Source organism: Rhizobium sp. 1399 (genome assembly GCF_031455475.1).
Classification (GTDB): Bacteria; Pseudomonadota; Alphaproteobacteria; order Rhizobiales; family Rhizobiaceae; genus Rhizobium.
In genome coordinates this window covers 182,040-203,145 of record NZ_JAVDSU010000004.1, presented here as the reverse complement: position 1 = coordinate 203,145, position 21,106 = coordinate 182,040, and the positions used below count along the sequence as shown (strand labels likewise).

The window sequence follows — 21,106 nt, the reverse complement described above, 5'->3', positions numbered from 1 at the left end:
TTCCATAAGCCGGACTTACTGTACCGGCTGCTCCATGCCCGAAGTGGTGTCGAGGGCCAGTTCGGCATTGCCGTCCATCTCGTAGATGTCGTCGCGGAACTGAACGACGCCGTCGGGCATGCCCCAGGCCGAGATATAGACGAAATAGACAGGAACTTCGGTGGCGAGCTTGATCGGCGTATTGGTGCCGCTTGCGATCACCTGCTCCATCTGCTGACGGTTCCAGCCGGGCGTTTCACGCAGCAGCCAGTTCGATAGGTCGCGCACGTTCTGGACGCGCACGCAGCCCGAGGATTCAAAGCGCATGAGCTTGTTGAACAGGCCCTGCTGCGGCGTGTCGTGCATATACTCGCCGTTCTTGTTGTAGAAGTTGATCTTGGTGGACGCCATGGCGTTGATCTTGCCCGGGTCCTGGCGGAACATCAGGTTCGGTGCCTCGCCGTTCCAGTCGACTGTTTCAGGGGCGACTTCGTTGCCCTTGCCGTCGATCAGGCGGATGGCGTTCTTTTCGAGATAGGTCGGATCCTTGCGCATCAGCGGCACGATGTCCTTCTCGACGATCGAGCGGGGTGCCGTCCAGTACGGGTTGAGGATGACTTCGTAAACCTTCGAGTTGACGAGATGCGTCGGGCGGCTCAAGCGGCCGACAACTGCGGTATGACGCGTTGCAACGCTGCCGTCTTCAACAGCTTCCACATAGGCAGCCGGAATGTTGACCATCAGGTGGCGACGGCCCAGGTCTTCCGGGAAGGTCTGCAGGCGTATGAGGTTTGTGTTCAACTGCTGCAGGCGCACATCGGCGGGAATGTTCATCGCTTTCAGCGTGAATTCGCCGAGCACACCATCGGCCGGCAAGCCGTGACGGGCCTGGAAGCGCTTGACGGCGCCGTCGACATAGGAATCGAAAGCGTTGGAGAGGCCGGCTTCACGCGGCAGATCGCCGGTGATCGCGAGACGCTGGCGCAGCGCCTGGACGGTGGGGGAGCTAACACCGAGTTGCAGGCGCTGATCGCCCGGATTGACTTCGGGCCAGCCGCCGGCTGATGCGATCTGCTGATACTGCATGATCGCCTGCTGGGTGCTCGGCACCGACTGCGGGCTGAGGATCGGAGTATTGGAAAGGACGGCAGTCGCCGTGCGCGAGGCAGCCTTGGCGTCGAACTGGTCGTCCCAATTGCCGCGTTTCGGGGCATTCAGGAGCCCATCGAGCGCCGATTGCGCGAATGCGGGCCCGGCAAGCGCGCCGGCACCAACCGTTGCCGCCGACGCCAGGAAGGCGCGGCGCGAGAGAGCTTCAATTCCGTTCTTCTTAGACATTCGTCCCAACCACTCAATGCCACGCAGGAGGATGCGCGGCCCTTTGCGATATTCTGCGCTTTAACGCAGATCCCTATCCGTTCGTTCTTCCGGCGCACCTGGAAATTCCGCCAGTCCCATCACAAGATTGCGAGGAGCAACTCAGATGTCCCGATGGCTTATCGAAGCGCCGGCTACCGAATATTCCGCTGTCACATCAATATGGCCAATTCGTGTTGCCGGACCGCAAGACAGACTGCCGGTTGCCGGAGACCGCATGCAACGAACCATATGACGGGTAAACCGTGCCGGTTAATAACGACTAAAAAACGGCTTGAATACCGGGCTTTGCGCTTGGCTGCCCTGCGTTGCAAAGATGCCACGCAGGCGCGAACGGTGAAAGCGAAGGCGTGGAACCGCGACCTTGAGATTTTGACGCCGTATTTAAGTAATCCTTATTCTGCTGCCGGGCGGCTCAAACGAAGGGAGAGGTTTTAATGATCGGCTACACGATGGTGGAACCGCGGATTTGGGTCGAGCGTTGAGATTCTACGACCCCATATTCGACGAGATGGGACTGGATCAATGCTGGCGAGACAGCCAGTCGGCGTCGTGGGGTGTCGTGGCTGATGAAAGCATTCCTCGTTTCTTCACGGGGTATCCGTTTGATGGGGCTCGCTCGACGGTCGGCAATGGGACAATGACAGCGTTTCTTGTCGACAGCGCGGTCAAGATAGATCTGCTCTACGACATTGCCCTACGAAATGGTGGATTCGACGAAGGCCTTCCGGGGTTCCGGCCCCAGTATGGCGATGGGTTTTACGGCGCTTATGTTCGTGATCCAGACGGCAACAAACTGGCGTTTGTCTGCTACAGGGCAGAACGAACCTGACGTCCAGGCCGATGGCCACAAATTCCAGCGTTTTCTGAAAACGGGGATAGAATAGTAGCGGAAACGGGCGCCACCGCGTGCAATCTCGCACACCGTAGCGCCCCGTGGTGCCAGTAAGGAGGTCCCAGAAGCCTGCAGGGAACAGGCTTTCAGGTTACAGGCGATACAGGATCTGATCGTTCCAGAACCGGTCCAGCCGCTGCAGAAGCTTGTTCATCTGCGTAAACTCATCCGTGCCGATGCCGCCGACCTTGTCGATCGAGGCGATGTGGCGTTCGTAGAGCCGGGCCACCGTTTCGGCGATGTCCTGGCCGGTTTCGGTCAGGCTGATGCGGACCGAGCGACGATCGATGCGCGAGCGCTGGTGGTTGATGAAGCCGAGGTCGACCAGTTTCTTGACGTTGTAGGAAACGTTTGAGCCGAGGTAGTAGCCGCGCGAACGCAGCTCGCCGGCGGTCAGCTCGGAGTTGCCGATGTTGAAAAGCAGGAGCGCCTGGATGGCGTTGACATCGCTGCGGCCCTGACGGTCGAACTCGTCCTTGATGACGTCCAGCAGACGACGGTGAAGACGTTCAACAAGATGAAGGGATTCCATGTAAAGATCACGGATGCCCTGTTCGTGTGCATGGAAAGTCGATGCCGCCTGCGGCTTGATTTTCGTGTTCATTTGACTGCCTCACTGTTTTGTTTGGCGGTGTCGTTTTCTTCCCGCCTTGAGTGAGACCCTATCGAATACATATAAAATTCGACTTAAACCGCAGGCTTAACAGAGGCTTACCGGAAACCCCTTGATGTATCAGGGTAAATCAACGCTTACCTGGCGTCGTTGCCGGCGCCGCTCCAGCCACAGGGAAAGCCTGAAAATCCAGTAGATTACGGCCACGATCACGTGGAACAGGATGATCAGCCGATTGGGTCCGAAGATCTGCGGAAGCAGGCCGTACATGAGGATCTGGCCGCCTGCGGCCAGCACCCAGATAACCGGCCCCCAGGAAACGGTGAGCCAGAGGCCGAGCGAGGCGACCGGGAAAAGAACGGCAAGGGAGGTGCTTGCGACCTTCCACGGCAGGCTCAACAGATCGAAGCGGCCGGCACCGACGAGCGAGTAGCCGACGAGCATCGCCCAATATTGCAGGCCGAACCAGAAGCAGGAAACGGCAACGAGCCGCAGGAAGAAGATAAAGAGGATATCCGTCAGCGTCCGCTTCGGTATCGTCGGAGAATCGGTTTCCATGGCGGGAGATCACACTCGAGTTGCAGCTTCAGTTGTTCGGCTTTCATCCGCCGCGGTCAATCGTCCGGTTTGGATTTTCCGGGGCGCATGATAATGAGCGCTCCGATAAATGGAATGGCCCAGGGACAGATATCATGCAGGACAAGACGCATCTCGTCGATGAAATCACCGGTCACCGCCGTATGCGGCGCAACCGCAAGGCGGACTGGACGCGCCGGCTGGTGCAGGAAAACCGCCTGACGGTTGACGATCTGATCTGGCCGATCTTCGTCGTCCCGGGAACAGGCATTGTCGATCCGATCTCCGCTATGCCGGGCGTGAACCGCATGAGCGTCGACAAGGCGGTCGAAGCGGCGAAGAAAGCGGCCGATCTCGGCATCCCGGCGCTTGCCACTTTCCCCGACATCGAGATGGAATTGCGCGACGAAACGGGCTCCAACAGCCTGGTTGCCAATAACCTCATCAATCAGACGACCGCGGCCATCAAAAAGGCGGTACCCAATATCGGCATTATTACCGATGTGGCGCTCGACCCCTTCACCAGCCACGGGCATGACGGCATCCTGCGCGACGGCGAGATCGTCAATGACGAAACGGTCGATCAGGTCGTCCGGGCGGCGATCCTGCAGGCCGATGCCGGCGCCGATATCATCGCCCCATCCGAGATGATGGACGGGCGCATCGGCGCGATCCGACGCGGGCTCGATTCCGCCGGGCACCAGAGCGTCGGCATCATGTCCTATGCCACGAAATTCTCTTCCGGCTTCTACGGTCCCTATCGCGAAGCGATCAACACCAAGGGCCTGCTGAAGGGCGACAAGAACAGCTACTATATCAATCCAGCAAACGGCACCGAAGCGATCCGCGATGCCGCCCTCGATGTCGAGGAAGGCGCAGACATGCTGATGGTCAAGCCGGGGCTTGCCTATCTTGATATCTGCTGGCGGGTGAAGGAGGCCTTCGGCCTGCCGACTTTCGCCTATCAGGTCTCCGGCGAATATTCGCAGATCAAGGCTGCGGCGATGAACGGCTGGATCGATGGCGAGCGGATCATGATGGAGACGCTGCTTGCCTTCAAGCGCGCCGGCTGCGACGGCATCCTCACCTATTTTGCGCCGGAAGTAGCGAAAATCCTCGCAAAAAGGTGATTTTCTGGCGAATTATTGTATTTCCCCCTGACGATACCATATCAGCGGCATCGTCTTTCGAAGGGAGATATGGATGAGCTACAACCCCAATCCGCTTTATGCCGCACCGGAGGACTGGCGCGCCTATAGTGGTGTGCTCAGCCGTCGCGTCTTCGCATTCATTCTCGACTACATCATTATCGCCCTGCTCTGTATTCCGGCAGCGATCGTGGTGTTCTTCCTCGGGATCGTCACCTTCGGGCTCGGCTTTATTCTTTTCCCGGCCCTGTACGTCATCGTCGCGGGCATCTACTTCGGCCTGGGTGTCGGCGGTCCGTTACAGGCCTCGCTCGGCATGCGCGCGATGGGTATCGCGATCGTGCGCGTCGACGGACGTCAGATGGACTTCTTCATGGCGATCGCGCATCTGGCGCTGTTCTGGATCCTGAACTCGGTGTTGACGCCGCTGATTCTGCTGGTTGGCCTGTTCACAGAGCGCTCGCGCCTGCTGCACGATTTCCTCGTCGGCACGGCTACGGTCCGCACCAGCTGATTCCTTCCCGGTGGGGGACGAAATAAAGTCTCCGGCCGCCCTTTGCCGGCCACAAAAGGGCGCCATATCCAAGAAATCGAATATTCGATTGCGCGGCACTGAATGCCGCGCTGTTGACGTTTTTTATTCTTGCGTCATGCTGTCTGAAATGACAGGCGCCCCGAAAGGAAATCTCCGCAAGAGATGAATACGCAGACCACGCCATCCCCTCAGTTTTATCTGACGGCTCCGGCTACCTGTCCGTATCTGCCGCATGAGATGGAGCGTAAGGTCTTCACCCATCTCGTCGGCCCCCGAGCGGCGGAGATGAACGATATTCTGACCCAGGGTGGCTTCCGCCGTTCGCAGAACATTGCCTACCGCCCCGCCTGCGAGGCCTGTCGCGCCTGTGTGTCCGTGCGCATCCTGGCGCAGGAGTTCGAACCCACCAAATCGATGAAGCGGGTGCTGGCGAGCAATTCCGATATCATCGCCACGGAATTTCCGGCCCAGCCGTCGAGCGAGCAATATTCCCTCTTCCGCCGTTACCTCGACTATCGCCACCAGCAGGGCGGCATGTCCGATATGACCGTGCTCGATTATGCGATCATGGTGGAAGATACGCATGTGAACACCAAGATCATCGAATACCGCCGGCGCGAGGAAGGCTCCGGGCTGGAAACGCGGCCGAAGGGCGAGTTGCTCGCCGCCGCGCTGACCGACACGATGAGCGACGGGCTCTCCATGGTCTATTCCTACTTCAATCCAGATCTCGACCGGCGCTCGCTCGGCACCTTCATGATCCTCGATCATGTGCGCCGCACGAAAGCGCTCGGCCTGCCGCATGTCTATCTCGGCTACTGGGTTCAAGGATCGCGGAAGATGGACTACAAGACACGCTTCCAGCCGCAGGAACATCTGACGCCGCGCGGCTGGGAACGCTTCGATCCCTCTTCCCTCCAGGACGATCCGCAGGACTGATGCCCCTTCCCCACCTTTCCGATCATCGGAAAGGCCTGCTGCTGACGGCAGTCGGCGGGCTGGCGCTTTCCATGGACATTCCGCTCGTTCGCCTCGCCGATGGCGAGATCTGGTCGATCCTCACCGCGCGGAGCTTGGCGACGGTTCTTGCCACGTTCGTCATCCTGATTGCGATGCGCCTTTTCTCCGGCAGATGGCCGCTGCTCGTTCCGGGTCGTCCCGGTCTACTGGCCGGGTTCCTATACGGCCTCTCTTCCGTGACCTTCGTATTGGCAGTCTTCAACACGGCCACCGCCAATGTTGTCTTCATCGTCGCCTTCAACCCGATGTTCGGGGCGTTGCTGTCCTGGCTGTTTCTCAAGGAGAAGCCGCAACCGGTAACGTTGATCACCATGCTATTCATGATTTTCGGCGTCGGGCTGATCGTGCGCGAGGGACTTTCGAGCGGCCATGTCTTCGGCGACGCGATGGCACTTTTGAGCGCGCTGGTGCTTGCCGCCGCCATCACTGTCGGACGGGCCTCGCGCCGGGAGATGGGTTTCGTTCCACTGCTTGCCGCAATCTTGCCAGCCGCACTCGGCCTGGCGCAGGTCCTGCCTTCGGGACTTTCAATCACGCATCCCGGCTGGATCGTCTTCAACGGCGCCATCATGATGCCGGTCGCCTTCTGGTGCCTGGCGACGGGACCGCGTTACCTCTCCGCGCCCGAAGTCGGCATGTTCTACCTGCTCGAAACGGTACTCGCGCCGATCTGGGTCTGGCTGATCTTCGCTGAGACACCCGCCACGATGACGCTCGTTGGTGGTGCAATACTCGTTGCGGCGATTGCTGCCCATTCCGTCTGGATGGGGAAAGGCAAGAGCGTTCAGGTCGCTTGATCGGCGAGTGATTATGACCTATTTTCTGTTATAACCTTGTTGCCACAGGAAGCATCTATGAACGTCACCATCCGCAAAATCGGCAATTCGGAAGGGGTCATCATTCCGAAGGAAGTTCTGGACCGTTTCGGCTTGAAGGCTGGGGATTCCTTTGAGCTTCAGACCGAGGGCGGGACGCTCTACCTCACGCCCGTTGATGAAGATATTTCAGAAGAGCTTAATGCAGCCCGCCTGTTCATGGAAAAATATAAGGTCGCTCTCAAGAAGCTCGCGGAATAATGGCTTTTAAGTTTCTGAGCCGGCGGCTTGTCGAGCAGATGCATGCAATGCAGATCGAACGCTTCGGCGGCCTCGCCGGCCTTCGGGATGAAGGTTCGCTGGAATCCGCACTCGGACGCCCGATCAACAAGGCAAACTACGGGTGCGATGACGTCATCGAACTGGCCGCCGCATATCTCTTCGGACTAGGACGCAATCACGCCTTTCTTGACGGAAACAAACGGATCGCCATTGTCAGCTGCGGTGTTTTTCTGCTTCGGCACGGTCATTCGATAGAAACCTCCGATGCGCTCCTCTACACCTTCGCCATGGGGATCGCGACGGGCGAAATCGACGAGGATGGCGCGACGCGCTTCCTACGCGATCACACGATCCCGCTTAAGCCATAGCGCCGGCGGACTGGCCTGCTTCGGGATTCGATCGTTTCGAACCAGCGGAAAGCTCCAGTTCCCGATCCAGCCCTTCGACGATATGCGTCCAGCCCTGGCGGGTCTTTTCCTCGTATTCCGCCCATTCCGCGCACATTTCATGCGTTACGGTGAGGCGGCTGCCGCTGCCGAGCGGTTCGATATCAATTTCGACGCGATCGCAATTGTGGTCGTGCTCCTCGACCGAAAAGCAGAAGACGATGTGTCTGGGGCGCTTCAACTCCAGGAATACGCCGTGATGAAAGGCGTCGCCGGTCGGGCGGCGGTCGACGATGATGAAACGGCCGCCGACGCGCGGATCGATATCGGCGCGGATGACGTGGCCGTCGTCGGTCGCGAATAAAAAGCGGCGGGCGATTTCGGGATTGAGCCAGGCATCATAAATCGTGGCGGGCGGCGCCCTGTAGCTGTGGGCGATATGCAGTTTGATGGTATTGGCGGCGGGCATCGGCGTTCCTCCGTTGGTGGGCCTCCGTTGTTGGGGCCTCCATTGTTCGCGCGCGCTCCCAAGCGCACGGCTTATGGCCATCCCGCCCGCCCGCGGAACGACACTGCCCTTTTTGTTGGCCCTTCTTTTGGGTGACAGGACAGAGATAGAGGAATTGCTCCGCCCGCCAAGGGCGGAGCCTCAAAATTCCGGGATCAGCCGGCGAATTTACCGCTGCGCGGGAAGCCCTTCGGCACGGTGCGGCCGGCGGTGGCGCGGTCGGCCAGCCATTCGGCAAGCTCGTCCTTGTTCTTCGTGAAGGTGCGGCCGGCGCTGTCTTCCCAGCTCAGGCCATCGGTAATGGCAAAGCAGCGAACGTCGGAAATGCCGCCATCCTTGTAGCGCTGCAGGCGTACGCCCTTGCCACGCGTCATTTCCGGCACTTGGCTCAGCGGGAAGACCAGCATCTTGCGGTTCTCGCCGACGACGGCGACATGATCGCCGGTCACGGGTACGAGAAGCTTTGTCTCGTGCGGCATGGAGACGTTCATGATCTGCTTGCCCTTGCGGGTATTGGCGACCATTTCCGTTTCCGGAACCACGAAAGCATTTCCTTCCGTGGAGACGATCAGCATCTTGCGCGCCGCATCGTGGACGAAAGCGGTCAGCACGTCCTGATCATTTTCCATGTCGATCATGATGCGCAGCGGTTCGCCGTGGCCGCGGCCGCCGGGCAGCTTGTCGCCGCCAAGCGTGAAGACCTTGCCACCGGTCGTGACGATCAGGATCTTGTCCGTTGTCTGCGCAGGGAAGGCCACCTTCAGGCCGTCGCCTTCCTTGAAGGTCAGCGCCGAAGTATCGGAGATGTGGCCCTTCAGAGCGCGGATCCAGCCCTTATCCGAGACGACGACGGTGATCGGTTCCTTCTCGATCATCGCGTGCTGGATGGCTTCCTCGTCGGCGTCAGGAGCTTCGGCAAATTGCGTGCGGCGACGGCCGACCTCGGTGGCCTTGGCGAATTTCTTCTTCACCTCGCCGATTTCCCAGGCAACCGTCTGCCACTGCTTGTCGTCGGACGCGAGCAGCGCTTCGATCTCGCCCTTTTCTTTGGTGAGCTCGTCGTGTTCCTTGCGGATCTCGAATTCTTCGAGCTTGCGCAGAGCGCGCAGCCGCATGTTGAGGATCGCCTCGACCTGATTGTCCGTCAGGTCCCAGCGCGCCATCATGACGGGCTTCGGCTCATCCTCCTCGCGGATGATGCGGATCACCTCATCGATGTTGAGATAGGCAATCAGCAAGCCGCCGAGGATTTCGAGGCGCCTGTCGATGGCGGCAAGACGGAAGCGCGAGCGGCGCTGAAGAACGTCGCGACGGTGCGCCAGCCACTCCTTCAGCACTTCGTTCAGCGCCATGACGCGCGGGATCACGCCCATCGACAGGACGTTCATGTTCAGCGGGAAGCGGCTTTCCAGTTCCGTCAGCTTGAACATGGATTCCATGAGGATGGTCGGATCGACCGTGCGGCTCTTCGGCACCAGGACGACGCGGATATCCTCGGCCGATTCGTCCCTGATGTCTTCCAGCAGCGGCAGCTTGCGGGCGATCAGGAGCTCGGCGGTCTTTTCGATCAGCCGCGATTTCTGCACCTGGAAGGGAATTTCGGTGATGATGATCTGGTAGCCGCCGCGGCCGAGATCTTCCGTTTCCCACTTTGCACGCACGCGAAAACCGCCGCGGCCGGTGCGGTAGCTCTCGATGATGCTCTCTTTATTATCGATGATGATGCCGCCCGTCGGAAAATCCGGGCCGGGAATGAATTCGACGAGCTTCTCGATGGTGGCATCGGGATGCTTGATCAGATGCAGCGCTGCGTCGCAGACCTCGTGTACATTGTGCGAGGGAATGGACGTCGCCATGCCGACTGCGATGCCCGAAGAACCGTTCGCCAGGAGGTTCGGGAAGGCGCCGGGAAGAACGATCGGCTCGGAATTGGATTCGTCGTAGGTGTCGCGGAAATCGACGGCATCCTGATCGATGCCTTCGAGCAGCAGCTCGGAGACCGCGGTCATCTTCGATTCGGTGTATCGCATGGCGGCGGGACTGTCGCCGTCGATATTGCCGAAGTTGCCCTGCCCGTTCACCAGCGTGTAACGCTGCGAAAAGTCCTGCGCCAGACGCGCCAGCGCGTCATAGATCGACTGGTCGCCGTGCGGGTGATAGTTACCCATCACTTCGCCGACGATCTTTGCACATTTCCTGAAAGCCGCAGTCGGCCGCAGGCCCATGTCGTGCATCGCATAGACGATGCGGCGATGAACCGGCTTCAGGCCGTCACGCACATCCGGCAGTGCGCGGTGCATGATGGTCGACAGCGCATAGCGAAGGTAGCGCTCTTCGAGCGCCGCCTTCAGGTCGACCGGTTGAATATTGTCGCCGTCTCCGCCAGAAGGCGGTAAAATCTCTTGTCCCATAGAACCCTGACTAACTCAGAAGTACCTGTGGGGCAAGGAATCCAGGCATTCCGGCTGTGGATGACGTCTTCCAGCTGACATGAAAGACGGGAAAAGTATCGCCCGAATTTGGACTTTGTTTGCCGAGCCCTTCAACAGAAATTTAGGGGTCTGCAAAATATAAAGCCGGACCGTTCCGCAGTCGTTTCATTGCAATATTCAACGGCACACACCACCAGGGGACTTTCTCATGACCTTTTACCGCACAACGCAGCTGATGCTGTCGAGCGCAGCCCTTCTTTCGTTCGCCGGTTCTGCGTTCGCGCTGGACGGCCAGGACCTCCTGAAGAAGATCAATGCCGCCTACAGCCAGCAGGGCGGGATGATCGTCGCCTCGGATGGCATCGATATCGACGGCACGACCGTCACCCTCAAGAACCTCAGCATCAAGCCGGCTGGCGGCGAACCGGTCTCCATCGGCGAGGTCACCCTCTCCGGCGTGGAAGAGCAGGATGATGGCAGCTACTATATCGAAGGGGCCGCTTTCCCCGACATCAACTCGTCCAAGGACGGCGTGACCGTGAGCGCCCAGGAGCTGACGCTCGGCGGCATCTCCGTTCCCGCCCAACCCGGCGACACTATTGACTCCATGTTCTTCGCCGAGAGCGCCCATACCGGTGCGATCAAGGTCGTCAAGGATGGTACTGAGGTGTTCTCGGTGCTCCAAAGCGACATGAACGCAACGTTGCGCGAAGATGAATCCGGCTTCGATTTTGACGGCGCGTTCAAGAGCATGAAGGCCGATCTCAGCCAGGCCGGAGACACTCCGGACAGCAAGGAAGCGATCGAGAAGCTGGCGCTTCAGCACCTCCAGGGTGACATCACCATGAAGGGCGCCTGGGATATCGAGCCCGGCACGATCGATCTCTCCGAGATTTCCTTCGACGTCACCAATGTCGGCAAGCTGAACTTCGGCCTCAAAATCTCCGGCTACACGATCGCCTTCATGAAGTCGATGCAGGACGCGATCAAGCAGTCGGAAGCCAATCCAAACAAGGAAGAAGCACAGCAGGCGCTTGGCCTTGCCATGCTCGGCCTTGCCCAGCAGCTGACATTCGATTCCGCTCAGATTCGCTTCGAGGATGCATCGATCACCAAGCGCGCACTGGATTACGCCGGTTCGAAGCAGAACGTTTCGGGCCAGCAGATGGCGGATTCGCTGAAAGCCATGACGCCGATCATGCTCGCCCAGCTCAACATTCCGGAACTGCAGAATGCGATTTCGGCTGCCGTCAGCACCTTCCTCGACAATCCGAAGAGCCTGACCGTCAAGGCCACGCCGGACAAGCCGGTCGCCTTCCCGATGATTGTCGGCGCTGCCATGGGTGCACCGAACACGGTGCCGCAGATGCTCGGCGTGAAGGTTTCAGCGAACGACTAAGTTCGTTTCGATCTAGCAAAAAAGCCCGGCGATTATCTTGCCGGGCTTTTTTGTTGAGTGACGTCTGCCTCAGTCTTTCTTCTGCGGCGGAATCGGGCGGATCGCCAGTTCGCGCAGCTGGGTGGGTGTTGCCGGGGTCGGCGCGCCCATCAAGAGGTCCTGAGCCTGCTGGTTCATCGGGAAGAGCGAAATCTCGCGCAGATTCTTGGCGCCGACGAGCAGCATGACGATGCGGTCGATACCGAAGGCAGCGCCACCGTGCGGAGGCGCGCCATACTGGAAGGCACGATAGAGGCCGCCGAAACGATCCTCGACGTCCTGCTGGCTCAAGCCCACCTTTTCGAAGGCGGCTACCATGGTTTCCGGCGACTGGTTACGGATCGAGCCCGAGGCGATTTCGAAGCCGTTGCAGACGGCATCGTATTGGAACGCCTTGATCGTCAACGGATCCTGGTTGGTCAGCGCATCGAGGCCACCCTGCGGCATCGAGAACGGGTTGTGGGCGAAGTCGACCTTCTTTTCTTCTTCGTTCCATTCGAAGAACGGGAAGTCGACGATCCAGCACAGTTCGAAGCGGTCGCGATCGACAAGGTTCAGTTCCTCACCCGCCTTGGTACGGGCTTCACCGGCGAACTTGTAGAACTTGGCGGGATCGCCGGCAACGAAGAAGCAGGCGTCGCCGTCACCGAGGCCGAGCTGCGTGCGGATCGCGTCGGTGCGCTCCTCGCCAATGTTCTTGGCAAGCGGACCTGCGCCCTCGAGCTTTTCGCCTTCCTTACGCCAGAAGATGTAGCCGAGGCCTGGCTGGCCGGTCGACTGTGCCCAGGCGTTCATGCGGTCGCAGAAGGCTCTCGAGCCGCCGGTCTTGGCTGGGATCGCCCAGACCTGAACCTTCGGGTTGGAGGCGATCATGTTGGCGAAGACCTTGAAGCCGGAGCCGGCGAAATGGTCGGTCACGGCTTCCATGACGATCGGGTTGCGCAGGTCCGGCTTGTCGGAGCCATACTTGCGGATTGCTTCGTCATAGGGGATGCGCGGCCATTCCTTGGTGACCGGCTTGCCTTCGGCAAATTCTTCGAAAATGCCTGATATCAGCGGACCCATCGTGTTCCAGACGTCTTCCTGGGTCACAAAGCTCATTTCGAGGTCGAGCTGGTAGAATTCGCCCGGCAGGCGGTCGGCGCGCGGGTCTTCGTCGCGGAAGCAGGGTGCGATCTGGAAGTAGCGGTCGAAGCCGGCGACCATCAGCAGCTGCTTGTACTGCTGCGGGGCCTGCGGCAGCGCGTAGAAAGTGCCGGGATGAATGCGGCTCGGCACGAGGAAGTCACGCGCGCCTTCCGGCGAAGAGGCCGTCAGGATCGGCGTCGTATATTCGGTAAAGCCGACATTGCCCATTTCACGGCGCATGGCGGAGATCACCTGCGTGCGCTTGACAATGTTCTTGTGCAGCGTTTCGCGACGCAGGTCGAGGAAGCGATACTTGAGGCGAACGTCTTCCGGATAGTCCGGCTCGCCGAAGACCGGCAGCGGCAGTTCCTTGGCGGCAGAGAGAATTTCGATCTCCTGCGCGTAAAGCTCGATCTCGCCCGTCGGCATGTTCTTGTTGACGGTGTCTTCGGTACGCGCCTTGACGAGACCGTCGATCCGGATGACCCATTCGCCACGAACGGTCTCTGCCTGCTTGAAGGCGGGCGAATCCGGATCGGCAACGATCTGCGTCGTGCCGTAATGGTCGCGAAGGTCGATGAACAGCACGCCGCCGTGATCTCGGACACGATGGACCCAGCCGGAAATACGGACGGTCGAGCCGACGTCCGACTTGCGAAGAGCGGCGCATGTGTGGCTGCGGTAGCGGTGCATGATCTCAAATCCTGGCATTTGGCTTAAGACGGCGGCATGGCCGAAGACCTGCAACGCCGACAAGAAAATCGGGCGGAAAAGCGCATGGACGCTCTGATTTGTCAAGGCTTGGCGCAGCCTACGGGCCGTTTGCCCCCTCGTTTCCGAAGGAGTTGGGGCGCGCTCGCTGCGGCAGTTTGGCCGAAGGCGGCATATTGCTGAAGACGACGGTCAACTTTAAAAGGAGGCATCATTCAAGATGGAACCTACCGATGCCCCTCCTCACACGCCGCAACCTGCTCAAGGCTTCCGCCGTCGCCGGCGCCTATGGCGCGGGCATGGCGATCGCAGGGCGGTTCGGGTTGGCGGAGGCCGCACCAGAGCCGCGCGTGCTGACGGCGCGCAAGACCGAGGCGCAAATCGTCGATGCCGCGCCGACCCGGGACATCATGACATGGGGCGATGACGGCCTGCCGCCGGTGCTGCGCATGCCGCGGGGAAAGCCCTATGCGGCGCGGCTCACCAACAGCCTCGATGAACCGACGACGATCCACTGGCATGGGCTGCGCATCGACAACAAGATGGACGGCGTGCCCTTCATGACGCAGCCCTATGTCTATACGGGCGACAATTTCGACTATCTCTTCACGCCGCCGGACGCCGGCACCTTCTGGTATCATCCGCATTGCAACACGCTGACCCAGATGGGCCACGGCATGACGGGCGTGCTTGTCATCGAAGACCCGTCCGATCCCGTCTTCGACGCGGAGGTCGTGCTTAACCTGCGCGACTGGCGGCTTGGCGGCGACGGTCAGTTCATTGCTCCCTTCCGCCCGCGCGATGCCGCCAAGGCCGGCACATATGGCACGGTGCGCACCGCGAACTGGCATCAGGAACCGAAATATGATGCGCCGGCCGGCGGGCTGATCCGCCTGCGCATCGCCGTCACCGATGTGACCCGCGTCTTCCAGATGAAGATGGAAGGCGCCGATGCGACTGTGATCGCCGTCGACGGTAATCCGGTGCCTAAACGCTTCCCGCTGGATCTCGTGCAGATCGGACCGGGACAGAGGCTCGACCTCGCGGTTCGAATGCCTGACAGTGAGGGCGCAGTCGCGGCGCTGGAAGATATTCGCGGCACGACGCCGAAGGTGATCGCGAGCTTGCGGGCCACCGGGCAGTCACTGAAGCGCAATATCGGCGATCTCGGCGCGCTCGCAGAAAACCCGGTGCCGAAGGCCGATCTCTCTTCGGCAGAAACAATCCCGCTCGTGCTTTCCGCCACAGCGGAGAATGCGGCTGTCGACAGCATCTGCGGCACGCTCGGCTACAGCTTCTGGGCTATCAACAAGGTGCCGTGGCCGGGCGATACGCCCGATCCGACCGCACCGCTCGCTGAACTGAAACTCGGCAAGAGCTACGTCTTCAATCTGGAGAACGTCACGCCGCATGCGCACCCGATCCATCTGCACGGCATGAGCTTCACCGTCATCTCGTCATCAACACGCGAGGTGATGCCGCTCGTTTCCGACACCTATCTCATCCAGCCGGACGAGAAGGTGCAGCTCGCCTTTGTCGCCGACAATCCCGGCGACTGGATGCTGCATTGCCATATCATCGAGCACCAGAAGACGGGCATGACGAGCTATCTTCGCGTGGTTTGATATTGCTTGGCTCTCGATCGTCGTGCGGTGATACAGCGTGAAGGTCTGCTCCTATGAGCGGCATTAAAATCTTCGACTTTATTATCCTGCCGGCGATGGTCGCCATCGATGGATGGGTTGCCGTGCTTGCAAACGAATGCAGCACTCGTAGAAAGCGCCGGCTGCACCCCGGCGAATAGGCTTGACGAAGGCGAAGGCCCCGCTCACCGTATTGACATATCTCTTCGAAAGGGGAAGGAAGGTTTAACTGACCTCTTCCTTGCGAATGAATTGATATGATCGAAACCACCGCCGATCTGGCGGCCGCCTGCAAAGAGCTGGCCAAGTCCGATTTCATTACCATCGATACTGAATTCCTGCGTGAGACAACCTTCTGGCCGGAACTGTGCCTGATCCAGATGGCGAGCCCGACGGTGGAAGTGCTGGTCGATCCGCTGGCAAAAGACATCGATCTAGCGCCCTTCTTCGAACTGATGGCCAATCCCGATGTGTTGAAGGTGTTTCATGCCGCGCGGCAGGATATCGAAATCATCTTCAATCGCGGCAACCTGATCCCTCACCCGATCTTCGATACGCAGGTCGCCGCCATGGTCTGCGGTTTCGGCGATAGCGTTTCCTACGACCAGCTCATCAGCCGTACGAAGAACGTCCATATCGACAAGTCTTCGCGCTTCACGGACTGGAGCCGGCGGCCGCTTTCCGACAAGCAGCTCGAATATGCGCTGGCGGACGTTACCCATCTGCGCGACGCCTATCTCTACCTCAAGGCCGAACTGGAGCGCGAAGGCCGCGCCTCCTGGCTGCGCGAGGAAATGGACATTCTGGAATCGCGCGAGACCTACGATATCCACCCTGACGATGCTTGGCAGCGGCTGAAGCTGCGCCTGCGCAAGCCGCAGGAGTTGGCGATCCTGAAATATGTCGCCGCCTGGCGGGAACGCGAGGCGCGGTCGCGTAATGTGCCGCGCTCGCGCGTGCTGAAGGACGACGCGATCTATGAGATCGCCCAGCAGCAGCCGAAGGACGCCGAGGCTCTCGGCCGCCTGCGTACGATTCCGAAGGGCTGGGAGCGCTCGGCCACAGGTGCTGCGGTGCTCGAGGCGGTCAACACTGCGCTGGCGCTGCCACGTTCCGAAATGCCGCATGTGCCGCGACAGGCACAGCCGCCGGAAGGTGCGGCAGCGGCCGTCGAGCTTCTCAAGGTGCTGCTCAAGCTGATTTCCGAAAAGCACGGCGTGGCGCCGAAGGTAATCGCCAACAGCGACGATCTGGACAGAATTGCAGCTGAGGGCGAAACGGCCGAGGTCGCGGCCATGCATGGCTGGCGGCGCGATCTTTTCGGCGAACCGGCGCTGCAGCTCATCCGCGGCGAAATTGCCCTGCGCTTTGCAGGCCGCAAGGTCGAGACCGTCGCTCTGCAGCAGTGAATCTGAAAACTCTTGACCACCGCCCCGCGCCGGAAACAATAGCCGAATGAAGTGCTTCGGCGAAAGGTCGGCATGAGAGAGATATCCCCGGCGCAGAACTGGATCCTGATTGCGCTCGTCCTGGCGCTCAGCGGCGTGGTCTATGATCTGTACTTCTTTACCGGCCAGACGCCCGTCATCGGAGCGATCTTCGCGCTTTTCATCGGCATGCCTATCCTAGCCTTCGAGCGCAAGGTGTTTCTACGCGGCCTCTACCGGCGTATTCAGAGGCTGCCGACCCTTCTCTTCATCATCTCCGAACTCGTGATCTACGAAATCCTGATGAGCATCGGCTTTGCGGCAGCCGGTTTCCTCCTCGCCGTGCTCGGTGCGCTGAAGCCGCCGAAGATGATCGACGTGCTGATCATGCCGTTCGATGTTTTCCTCTACGCACTTGCCGTCTGCGCCACGCTGATCTTCCTGCTCAGGGTGCGCGAATTGCTGGGCCGCGAAGTCTTCATCAGCATGCTGATCAGCCGCTATCGCAGACCGGTAAAGGAAGAACGCGTCTTCCTGTTCATCGATCTCGCAGAGTCCACCGCCTTTGCGGAAAAGCATGGTGACCTGCGCGCACAGCAGCTTCTGAGTTCGCTGTTTGCCGCCTTCGCCGAGCCGGTGCGGCGTCACAAGGGCCTGATCAACGACTATGTCGGCGATGCGGCGATCATCACCTGGCCCTTAGCGCGCGGCGTCAAGGATGCCCGCTGCGTGCGCTGCCTTTTCGATATCCTCGCCGATATCGAAGCCAATGCCGCAAGCTGGAAGAAGAGTTATGGCCAGGTGCCGAAACTGAGGGCCGCCCTTCATGGCGGCAGCGTCATTACGGCCGAAGTCGGCGTCGATCATCACAAGATCAGCTTCTTCGGCGATACGGTGAACACCACCTCGCGGCTGGAGTCGCTCTGCCGGACACTGAACCGGCCGGTGCTGATATCCGCCGAGCTTGCCCAGCGTATGACGCTGCCTGAGGAAATTATCGGCGAAAACCTCGGCAATCACGCCGTGCGCGGCCGTGGCCAGGGGCTCGATGTCATCGCACTTTCCTCGCGCGCGGTGACCGTCCTCAATCAACCAGCGACCCTCAGGCGCGGTTGAGACGGGGCTTTATCCACCCGTCACCAAAGCTTCACCCAATCGTCAATGTGCCGACATGAATGCCCTGCTAAGCGGATGGCGCTTTTGCACTCCTTTCTATGGGGACATCATGAAGAACGTTCTTTTCGCTTCCGTATCACTTTTCATGCTCGTCGCAGGCTCCGCCTCCGCCGACCAGCAGCTTTTCCCGGCAAAGCTCACCGGCCAGGCCATCCTGCCTGCCAACACACTGAGCCCGGCTCCGGCCGATGCGCCGGCTTTTCTCAAGACCTCCGGCAAATTCACCACCCCGGACCGCAAGCGCACCGAAAAGCTCGGCACGGTTGACGGCAAGGACGGCGCCCGCGTCACCGACGTCAAGCTGCCGCTCGACGGCCAGCCGATCCAGGGCTTCTCCGGCATCAAGACCATGCCAGACGGCACCTTCTGGACGCTCTCGGACAACGGCTTCGGCTCGAAGTTCACCTCCTCCGACTCCATGCTGTTCCTGCATCAGCTGAAGTTCGACTGGAATGCCAACAAGGTTGACGTCGTCAAGAACGTCTTCCTGTCCGACCCGAACAAGATCGCTCCGTTCCCGATCGTCACGGAAGCCTCCGACACCCGTTATCTGACTGGCGCCGACTTCGACATCGAATCCATACAGCCGGTTGCTGACGGCTTCTGGCTCGGCGACGAATTCGGCCCCTACCTCCTGAAAATCGACACCGAAGGCCGCCTAACCGACGTCATCCCGACGACGCTCGATGGCAAGCCGGTCCTGTCTCCCGACAATCCGCTGATCCAGCTGCCGGCCAACCCGGCTGCCAAGATGCCGGCCTTCAACCTCAAGCGCTCCGGTGGCTTCGAGGGCCTCGCCATGTCGAAGGACGGCTCCAAGCTCTACGGCCTGCTCGAAGGCGCCATCTACAACGACGGCCAGATGGAAACGGTTGACGGCCACACCGCCATCCGCGTCATCGAATTCGATGTCGCTTCCAAGAAGTGGACCGGCCGCAGCTGGCTCTATCCGTTCGAAGACAAGGGTGCTTCGATCGGCGACTTCAACATGCTCGACGAGTCCACCGCCCTCGTCATCGAGCGCGACAACGGCGCCGGCACGAAGGACAAGGCTTGCGCCGATCCCAAGCAGCCGAAGCCCGATTGCTTCGAAGCTCCGGCCGAGCTGAAGCGCGTCTACAAGATCGAGTTCAACGATGCCAACGCCGGCAAGGCCGTTCGCAAGATCGGCTATATCGACCTCCTGAACATCCAGGATCCGGACAACAAGAAGAAGGCCGGCGATATCCCCGGTGTCTACAACATGCCGTTCGTGACGATCGAAAACGTCGACCGCGTCGACGCCACGCACATCATCATCGGCAACGACAACAACCTGCCGTTCTCGGCCGGCCGTGCCGTCGACAAGGCTGACAACAACGAATTCAGCATTCTCGAGGTCGGCGAGTTCCTGAACGCGAAGTAATTCGGGTTTGGTGTGAGATTGAGGGGGCGGTGCGAGAGCGCCGCCTTTTTTGTTTCCCGACCTGTGTCGGGCTACCTCCGCCGGAGAAGGTCTATTCGAACCGGAATGCCAGCCGCTTGTTGGTCAGCTTCGACAACTGCTGCAGGCGGCCATCCAGCCGCTCGCCGGCGAAGTCGTGGTATTCGTGCGGCACCACGAATTCGAGATCGAGATCAGGTGACGAAGCTTTGCGGAAGGTCAGGTCGCGCACGATGCCCGGCATGGAGGCCGAGAACAGGTAGACGACGCGCAGTATGCCACCCAGCAGCTTGGCGCGATCGACGAATTGCGGACCGGCGATCAAAGAGAGTGGCGCGGTAGAGCCGTCGTCGTGCAGGCCTTCGAAGCGGTAGTAGTTGGTCAGCGCGATGAAGGCGCGGCCGGGATGGCTGATGCCGACGAAGGAGGAGTGGGCAATAACGTTCAGCGCCTGGGCACCGCGATAGTCGGGATGGGCGCGCCAGCTGATATCGGCCAGCAGGCAGGCTGCCTGACGATAACGGCTTTCCTCATCGGTTTCCTGAATGCCGAAGAACGGCATCATGCGGCCGGTCCAATCGGCCAGTTCGCGGGCATGTTCCGGCGAACGGGCACGCAGGATGGCAAGCTCACCGGCCGCGGCAAGCAACGGATCGGCACGGCGTTCGGATTCGGACAACAGCGAAAAGAGATAGCCTTCGCGCACACCCTGCGCAGAGAAGGAAATCACTGAAGGCTTCATGGCGTTCAGCACTTCCTTCATGGCGATGGCGCCGAAGGGCAGCAGCGAACGGCGGTGCTTGGAAACCGCCTGCAGAGCCGGTTCCTTGGAATCCTTGGCCGTGACGACCTGATCCAGGAACTGCGTCATACCTTCAAGAGAGACTTCATAGCCCTGCATCATATGCAGTGGATAACGGGTGATCTCCATGTGCAGCTTGGCAATGTTTCGCCAGGTGCCGCCGACGGCATAGAAGGTGCGCCCCTCCCCTCTGGAAAGAAGCTTGGCGGTCTTGACCTGCTTGCGGGCAAAAGCGCGCGCTTTAGCGAGCGACCCGCCGGCATATTCGGACAGGCGCAGACCGCCTAGTGGCAGGGTAATACCGCCGCTGACATCCTTGCCCCTGATATCGATTAGCTCCAGAGAACCGCCGCCAAGATCGCCGGCAATGCCATCAGGATTGTAAAAGCCGCTGATGATACCGAGCGATGCGAAGCGCGCCTCTTCCTCACCTGAGAGTATGCGGACATGGCGCTGCAGGATCGTCTCAGCCTGATGGATGAAATCGGGACCGTTGCTTGCCTCACGCGCGGCGGCCGTCGCCAGCACATACATGGTGGCGGCACGCGCCTGATCGGAGAGAGCCTTGAAACGATGAAGGGCCTGAAGCGCGCGTGCGACGCTTTCTTCATCCATCTTACCAGTCAGGGCTATGCCCTTGCCGAGGCCGCAGAGGACCTTTTCGTTGAAGAGGATGGTCGGTGACCGAGACAGGCCTTCGTAGACGACCAGACGGATAGAATTCGATCCGATATCGACAACGGAGACCGGGGCGATACCCGGAAGTCGCCCCTGGGCTTCAGATTCAACCAT

General features: G+C 60.1%; 20 protein-coding genes. 13 read left to right on the top strand and 7 right to left on the bottom strand.

Annotated features, from left to right (window positions below; translation table 11 throughout):
- Nucleotides 1-15 precede the first annotated feature (15 nt).
- Nucleotides 16-1,317, bottom strand: a complete 1,302-nt coding sequence (locus J2X71_RS15325) for a L,D-transpeptidase family protein (RefSeq protein WP_310382902.1) — start codon at nucleotides 1,315-1,317, stop codon at nucleotides 16-18.
- A gap of 520 nt (nucleotides 1,318-1,837) precedes the next feature.
- Between J2X71_RS15325 and J2X71_RS15320 the strand changes: the two genes are divergently transcribed.
- Complete coding sequence (locus J2X71_RS15320; RefSeq protein WP_310382901.1) at nucleotides 1,838-2,188, top strand: VOC family protein; 351 nt, start codon at nucleotides 1,838-1,840, stop codon at nucleotides 2,186-2,188.
- A gap of 154 nt (nucleotides 2,189-2,342) precedes the next feature.
- Here J2X71_RS15320 and ldtR read toward each other — a convergent pair whose 3' ends face one another.
- Both ldtR and J2X71_RS15310 read right to left on the bottom strand, forming a co-directional pair.
- Nucleotides 2,343-2,855: a transcriptional regulator LdtR gene (gene ldtR / locus J2X71_RS15315; protein WP_112544669.1), complete on the bottom strand. Its 513-nt coding sequence runs from the start codon at nucleotides 2,853-2,855 to the stop codon at nucleotides 2,343-2,345.
- Between the two features lie 129 nt (nucleotides 2,856-2,984).
- Entirely contained in the window at nucleotides 2,985-3,422 is a 438-nt protein-coding gene (locus J2X71_RS15310) for a DUF6163 family protein (protein WP_113324281.1), read from the bottom strand.
- 134 nt (nucleotides 3,423-3,556) lie between these two features.
- On the opposite strand from J2X71_RS15310, the gene hemB reads away from it, so the two are divergent.
- The 6 genes from hemB to J2X71_RS15280 all read left to right on the top strand — a co-directional run bounded on the left by hemB (nucleotide 3,557) and on the right by J2X71_RS15280 (nucleotide 7,608).
- Nucleotides 3,557-4,570, top strand: coding sequence for a porphobilinogen synthase (hemB, locus tag J2X71_RS15305; protein ID WP_310382900.1), 1,014 nt, complete (start codon nucleotides 3,557-3,559; stop codon nucleotides 4,568-4,570).
- A gap of 73 nt (nucleotides 4,571-4,643) precedes the next feature.
- Nucleotides 4,644-5,102 carry an RDD family protein gene (locus J2X71_RS15300; RefSeq protein WP_113324282.1) on the top strand — a complete coding sequence of 153 codons (459 nt, stop codon included), beginning with the start codon at nucleotides 4,644-4,646 and terminating at the stop codon, nucleotides 5,100-5,102.
- Nucleotides 5,103-5,285: 183 nt separating this feature from the next.
- Complete coding sequence (locus J2X71_RS15295; RefSeq protein ID WP_310382899.1) at nucleotides 5,286-6,062, top strand: arginyltransferase; 777 nt, start codon at nucleotides 5,286-5,288, stop codon at nucleotides 6,060-6,062.
- The gene (locus J2X71_RS15290) at nucleotides 6,062-6,940 is read left to right on the top strand and encodes a DMT family transporter (protein WP_310382898.1); all 879 of its coding nucleotides are present in this window, start codon (nucleotides 6,062-6,064) and stop codon (nucleotides 6,938-6,940) included. Before J2X71_RS15295 ends, J2X71_RS15290 begins: the two co-directional genes overlap by 1 nt.
- Nucleotides 6,941-6,997: 57 nt before the next feature.
- Nucleotides 6,998-7,219 carry an AbrB/MazE/SpoVT family DNA-binding domain-containing protein gene (locus tag J2X71_RS15285; RefSeq protein ID WP_113324285.1) on the top strand — a complete coding sequence of 74 codons (222 nt, stop codon included), beginning with the start codon at nucleotides 6,998-7,000 and terminating at the stop codon, nucleotides 7,217-7,219.
- Nucleotides 7,219-7,608: a type II toxin-antitoxin system death-on-curing family toxin gene (locus J2X71_RS15280; RefSeq protein ID WP_310382897.1), complete on the top strand. Its 390-nt coding sequence runs from the start codon at nucleotides 7,219-7,221 to the stop codon at nucleotides 7,606-7,608. Before J2X71_RS15285 ends, J2X71_RS15280 begins: the two co-directional genes overlap by 1 nt.
- Here J2X71_RS15280 and J2X71_RS15275 read toward each other — a convergent pair.
- Together J2X71_RS15275 and parC are read right to left on the bottom strand one after the other, a co-directional pair.
- Nucleotides 7,598-8,095 carry an SRPBCC domain-containing protein gene (locus tag J2X71_RS15275; protein ID WP_310382896.1) on the bottom strand — a complete coding sequence of 166 codons (498 nt, stop codon included), beginning with the start codon at nucleotides 8,093-8,095 and terminating at the stop codon, nucleotides 7,598-7,600. The genes J2X71_RS15280 and J2X71_RS15275 overlap by 11 nt on opposite strands.
- Nucleotides 8,096-8,289: 194 nt before the next feature.
- Entirely contained in the window at nucleotides 8,290-10,545 is a 2,256-nt protein-coding gene (gene parC, locus J2X71_RS15270) for a DNA topoisomerase IV subunit A (protein WP_310382895.1), read from the bottom strand.
- Nucleotides 10,546-10,774: 229 nt separating this feature from the next.
- Between parC and J2X71_RS15265 the strand changes: the two genes are divergently transcribed.
- Nucleotides 10,775-11,965 (top strand): hypothetical protein, encoded by a 1,191-nt coding sequence (locus tag J2X71_RS15265; protein ID WP_113324289.1) that lies wholly within the window; start codon nucleotides 10,775-10,777, stop codon nucleotides 11,963-11,965.
- Nucleotides 11,966-12,034: 69 nt separating this feature from the next.
- On the opposite strand, the gene aspS is transcribed toward J2X71_RS15265, so the two are convergent.
- Nucleotides 12,035-13,825 (bottom strand): aspartate--tRNA ligase, encoded by a 1,791-nt coding sequence (gene aspS, locus J2X71_RS15260; RefSeq protein WP_113324290.1) that lies wholly within the window; start codon nucleotides 13,823-13,825, stop codon nucleotides 12,035-12,037.
- 251 nt (nucleotides 13,826-14,076) lie between these two features.
- Here aspS and J2X71_RS15255 point away from each other — a divergent pair, with 251 nt between their 5' ends.
- The 5 genes from J2X71_RS15255 (at nucleotide 14,077) to J2X71_RS15235 (ending at nucleotide 19,494) form a co-directional block, all read left to right on the top strand.
- On the top strand, nucleotides 14,077-15,468 hold the full coding sequence (locus J2X71_RS15255) for a multicopper oxidase family protein (protein WP_310382894.1): 1,392 nt from the start codon (nucleotides 14,077-14,079) through the stop codon (nucleotides 15,466-15,468).
- Nucleotides 15,469-15,521: 53 nt separating this feature from the next.
- Nucleotides 15,522-15,647 carry a hypothetical protein gene (locus J2X71_RS15250; protein WP_310382893.1) on the top strand — a complete coding sequence of 42 codons (126 nt, stop codon included), beginning with the start codon at nucleotides 15,522-15,524 and terminating at the stop codon, nucleotides 15,645-15,647.
- Between the two features lie 96 nt (nucleotides 15,648-15,743).
- Nucleotides 15,744-16,895 (top strand): ribonuclease D, encoded by a 1,152-nt coding sequence (gene rnd / locus J2X71_RS15245; protein ID WP_310382892.1) that lies wholly within the window; start codon nucleotides 15,744-15,746, stop codon nucleotides 16,893-16,895.
- A gap of 72 nt (nucleotides 16,896-16,967) precedes the next feature.
- Nucleotides 16,968-18,029, top strand: a complete 1,062-nt coding sequence (locus J2X71_RS15240; RefSeq protein WP_310382891.1) for an adenylate/guanylate cyclase domain-containing protein — start codon at nucleotides 16,968-16,970, stop codon at nucleotides 18,027-18,029.
- A 109-nt stretch (nucleotides 18,030-18,138) separates the two neighbouring features.
- Nucleotides 18,139-19,494 (top strand): esterase-like activity of phytase family protein, encoded by a 1,356-nt coding sequence (locus tag J2X71_RS15235; protein WP_310382890.1) that lies wholly within the window; start codon nucleotides 18,139-18,141, stop codon nucleotides 19,492-19,494.
- Nucleotides 19,495-19,585: 91 nt separating this feature from the next.
- Here J2X71_RS15235 and ppx read toward each other — a convergent pair whose 3' ends face one another.
- Nucleotides 19,586-21,106, bottom strand: a complete 1,521-nt coding sequence (gene ppx, locus J2X71_RS15230; protein ID WP_310382889.1) for an exopolyphosphatase — start codon at nucleotides 21,104-21,106, stop codon at nucleotides 19,586-19,588.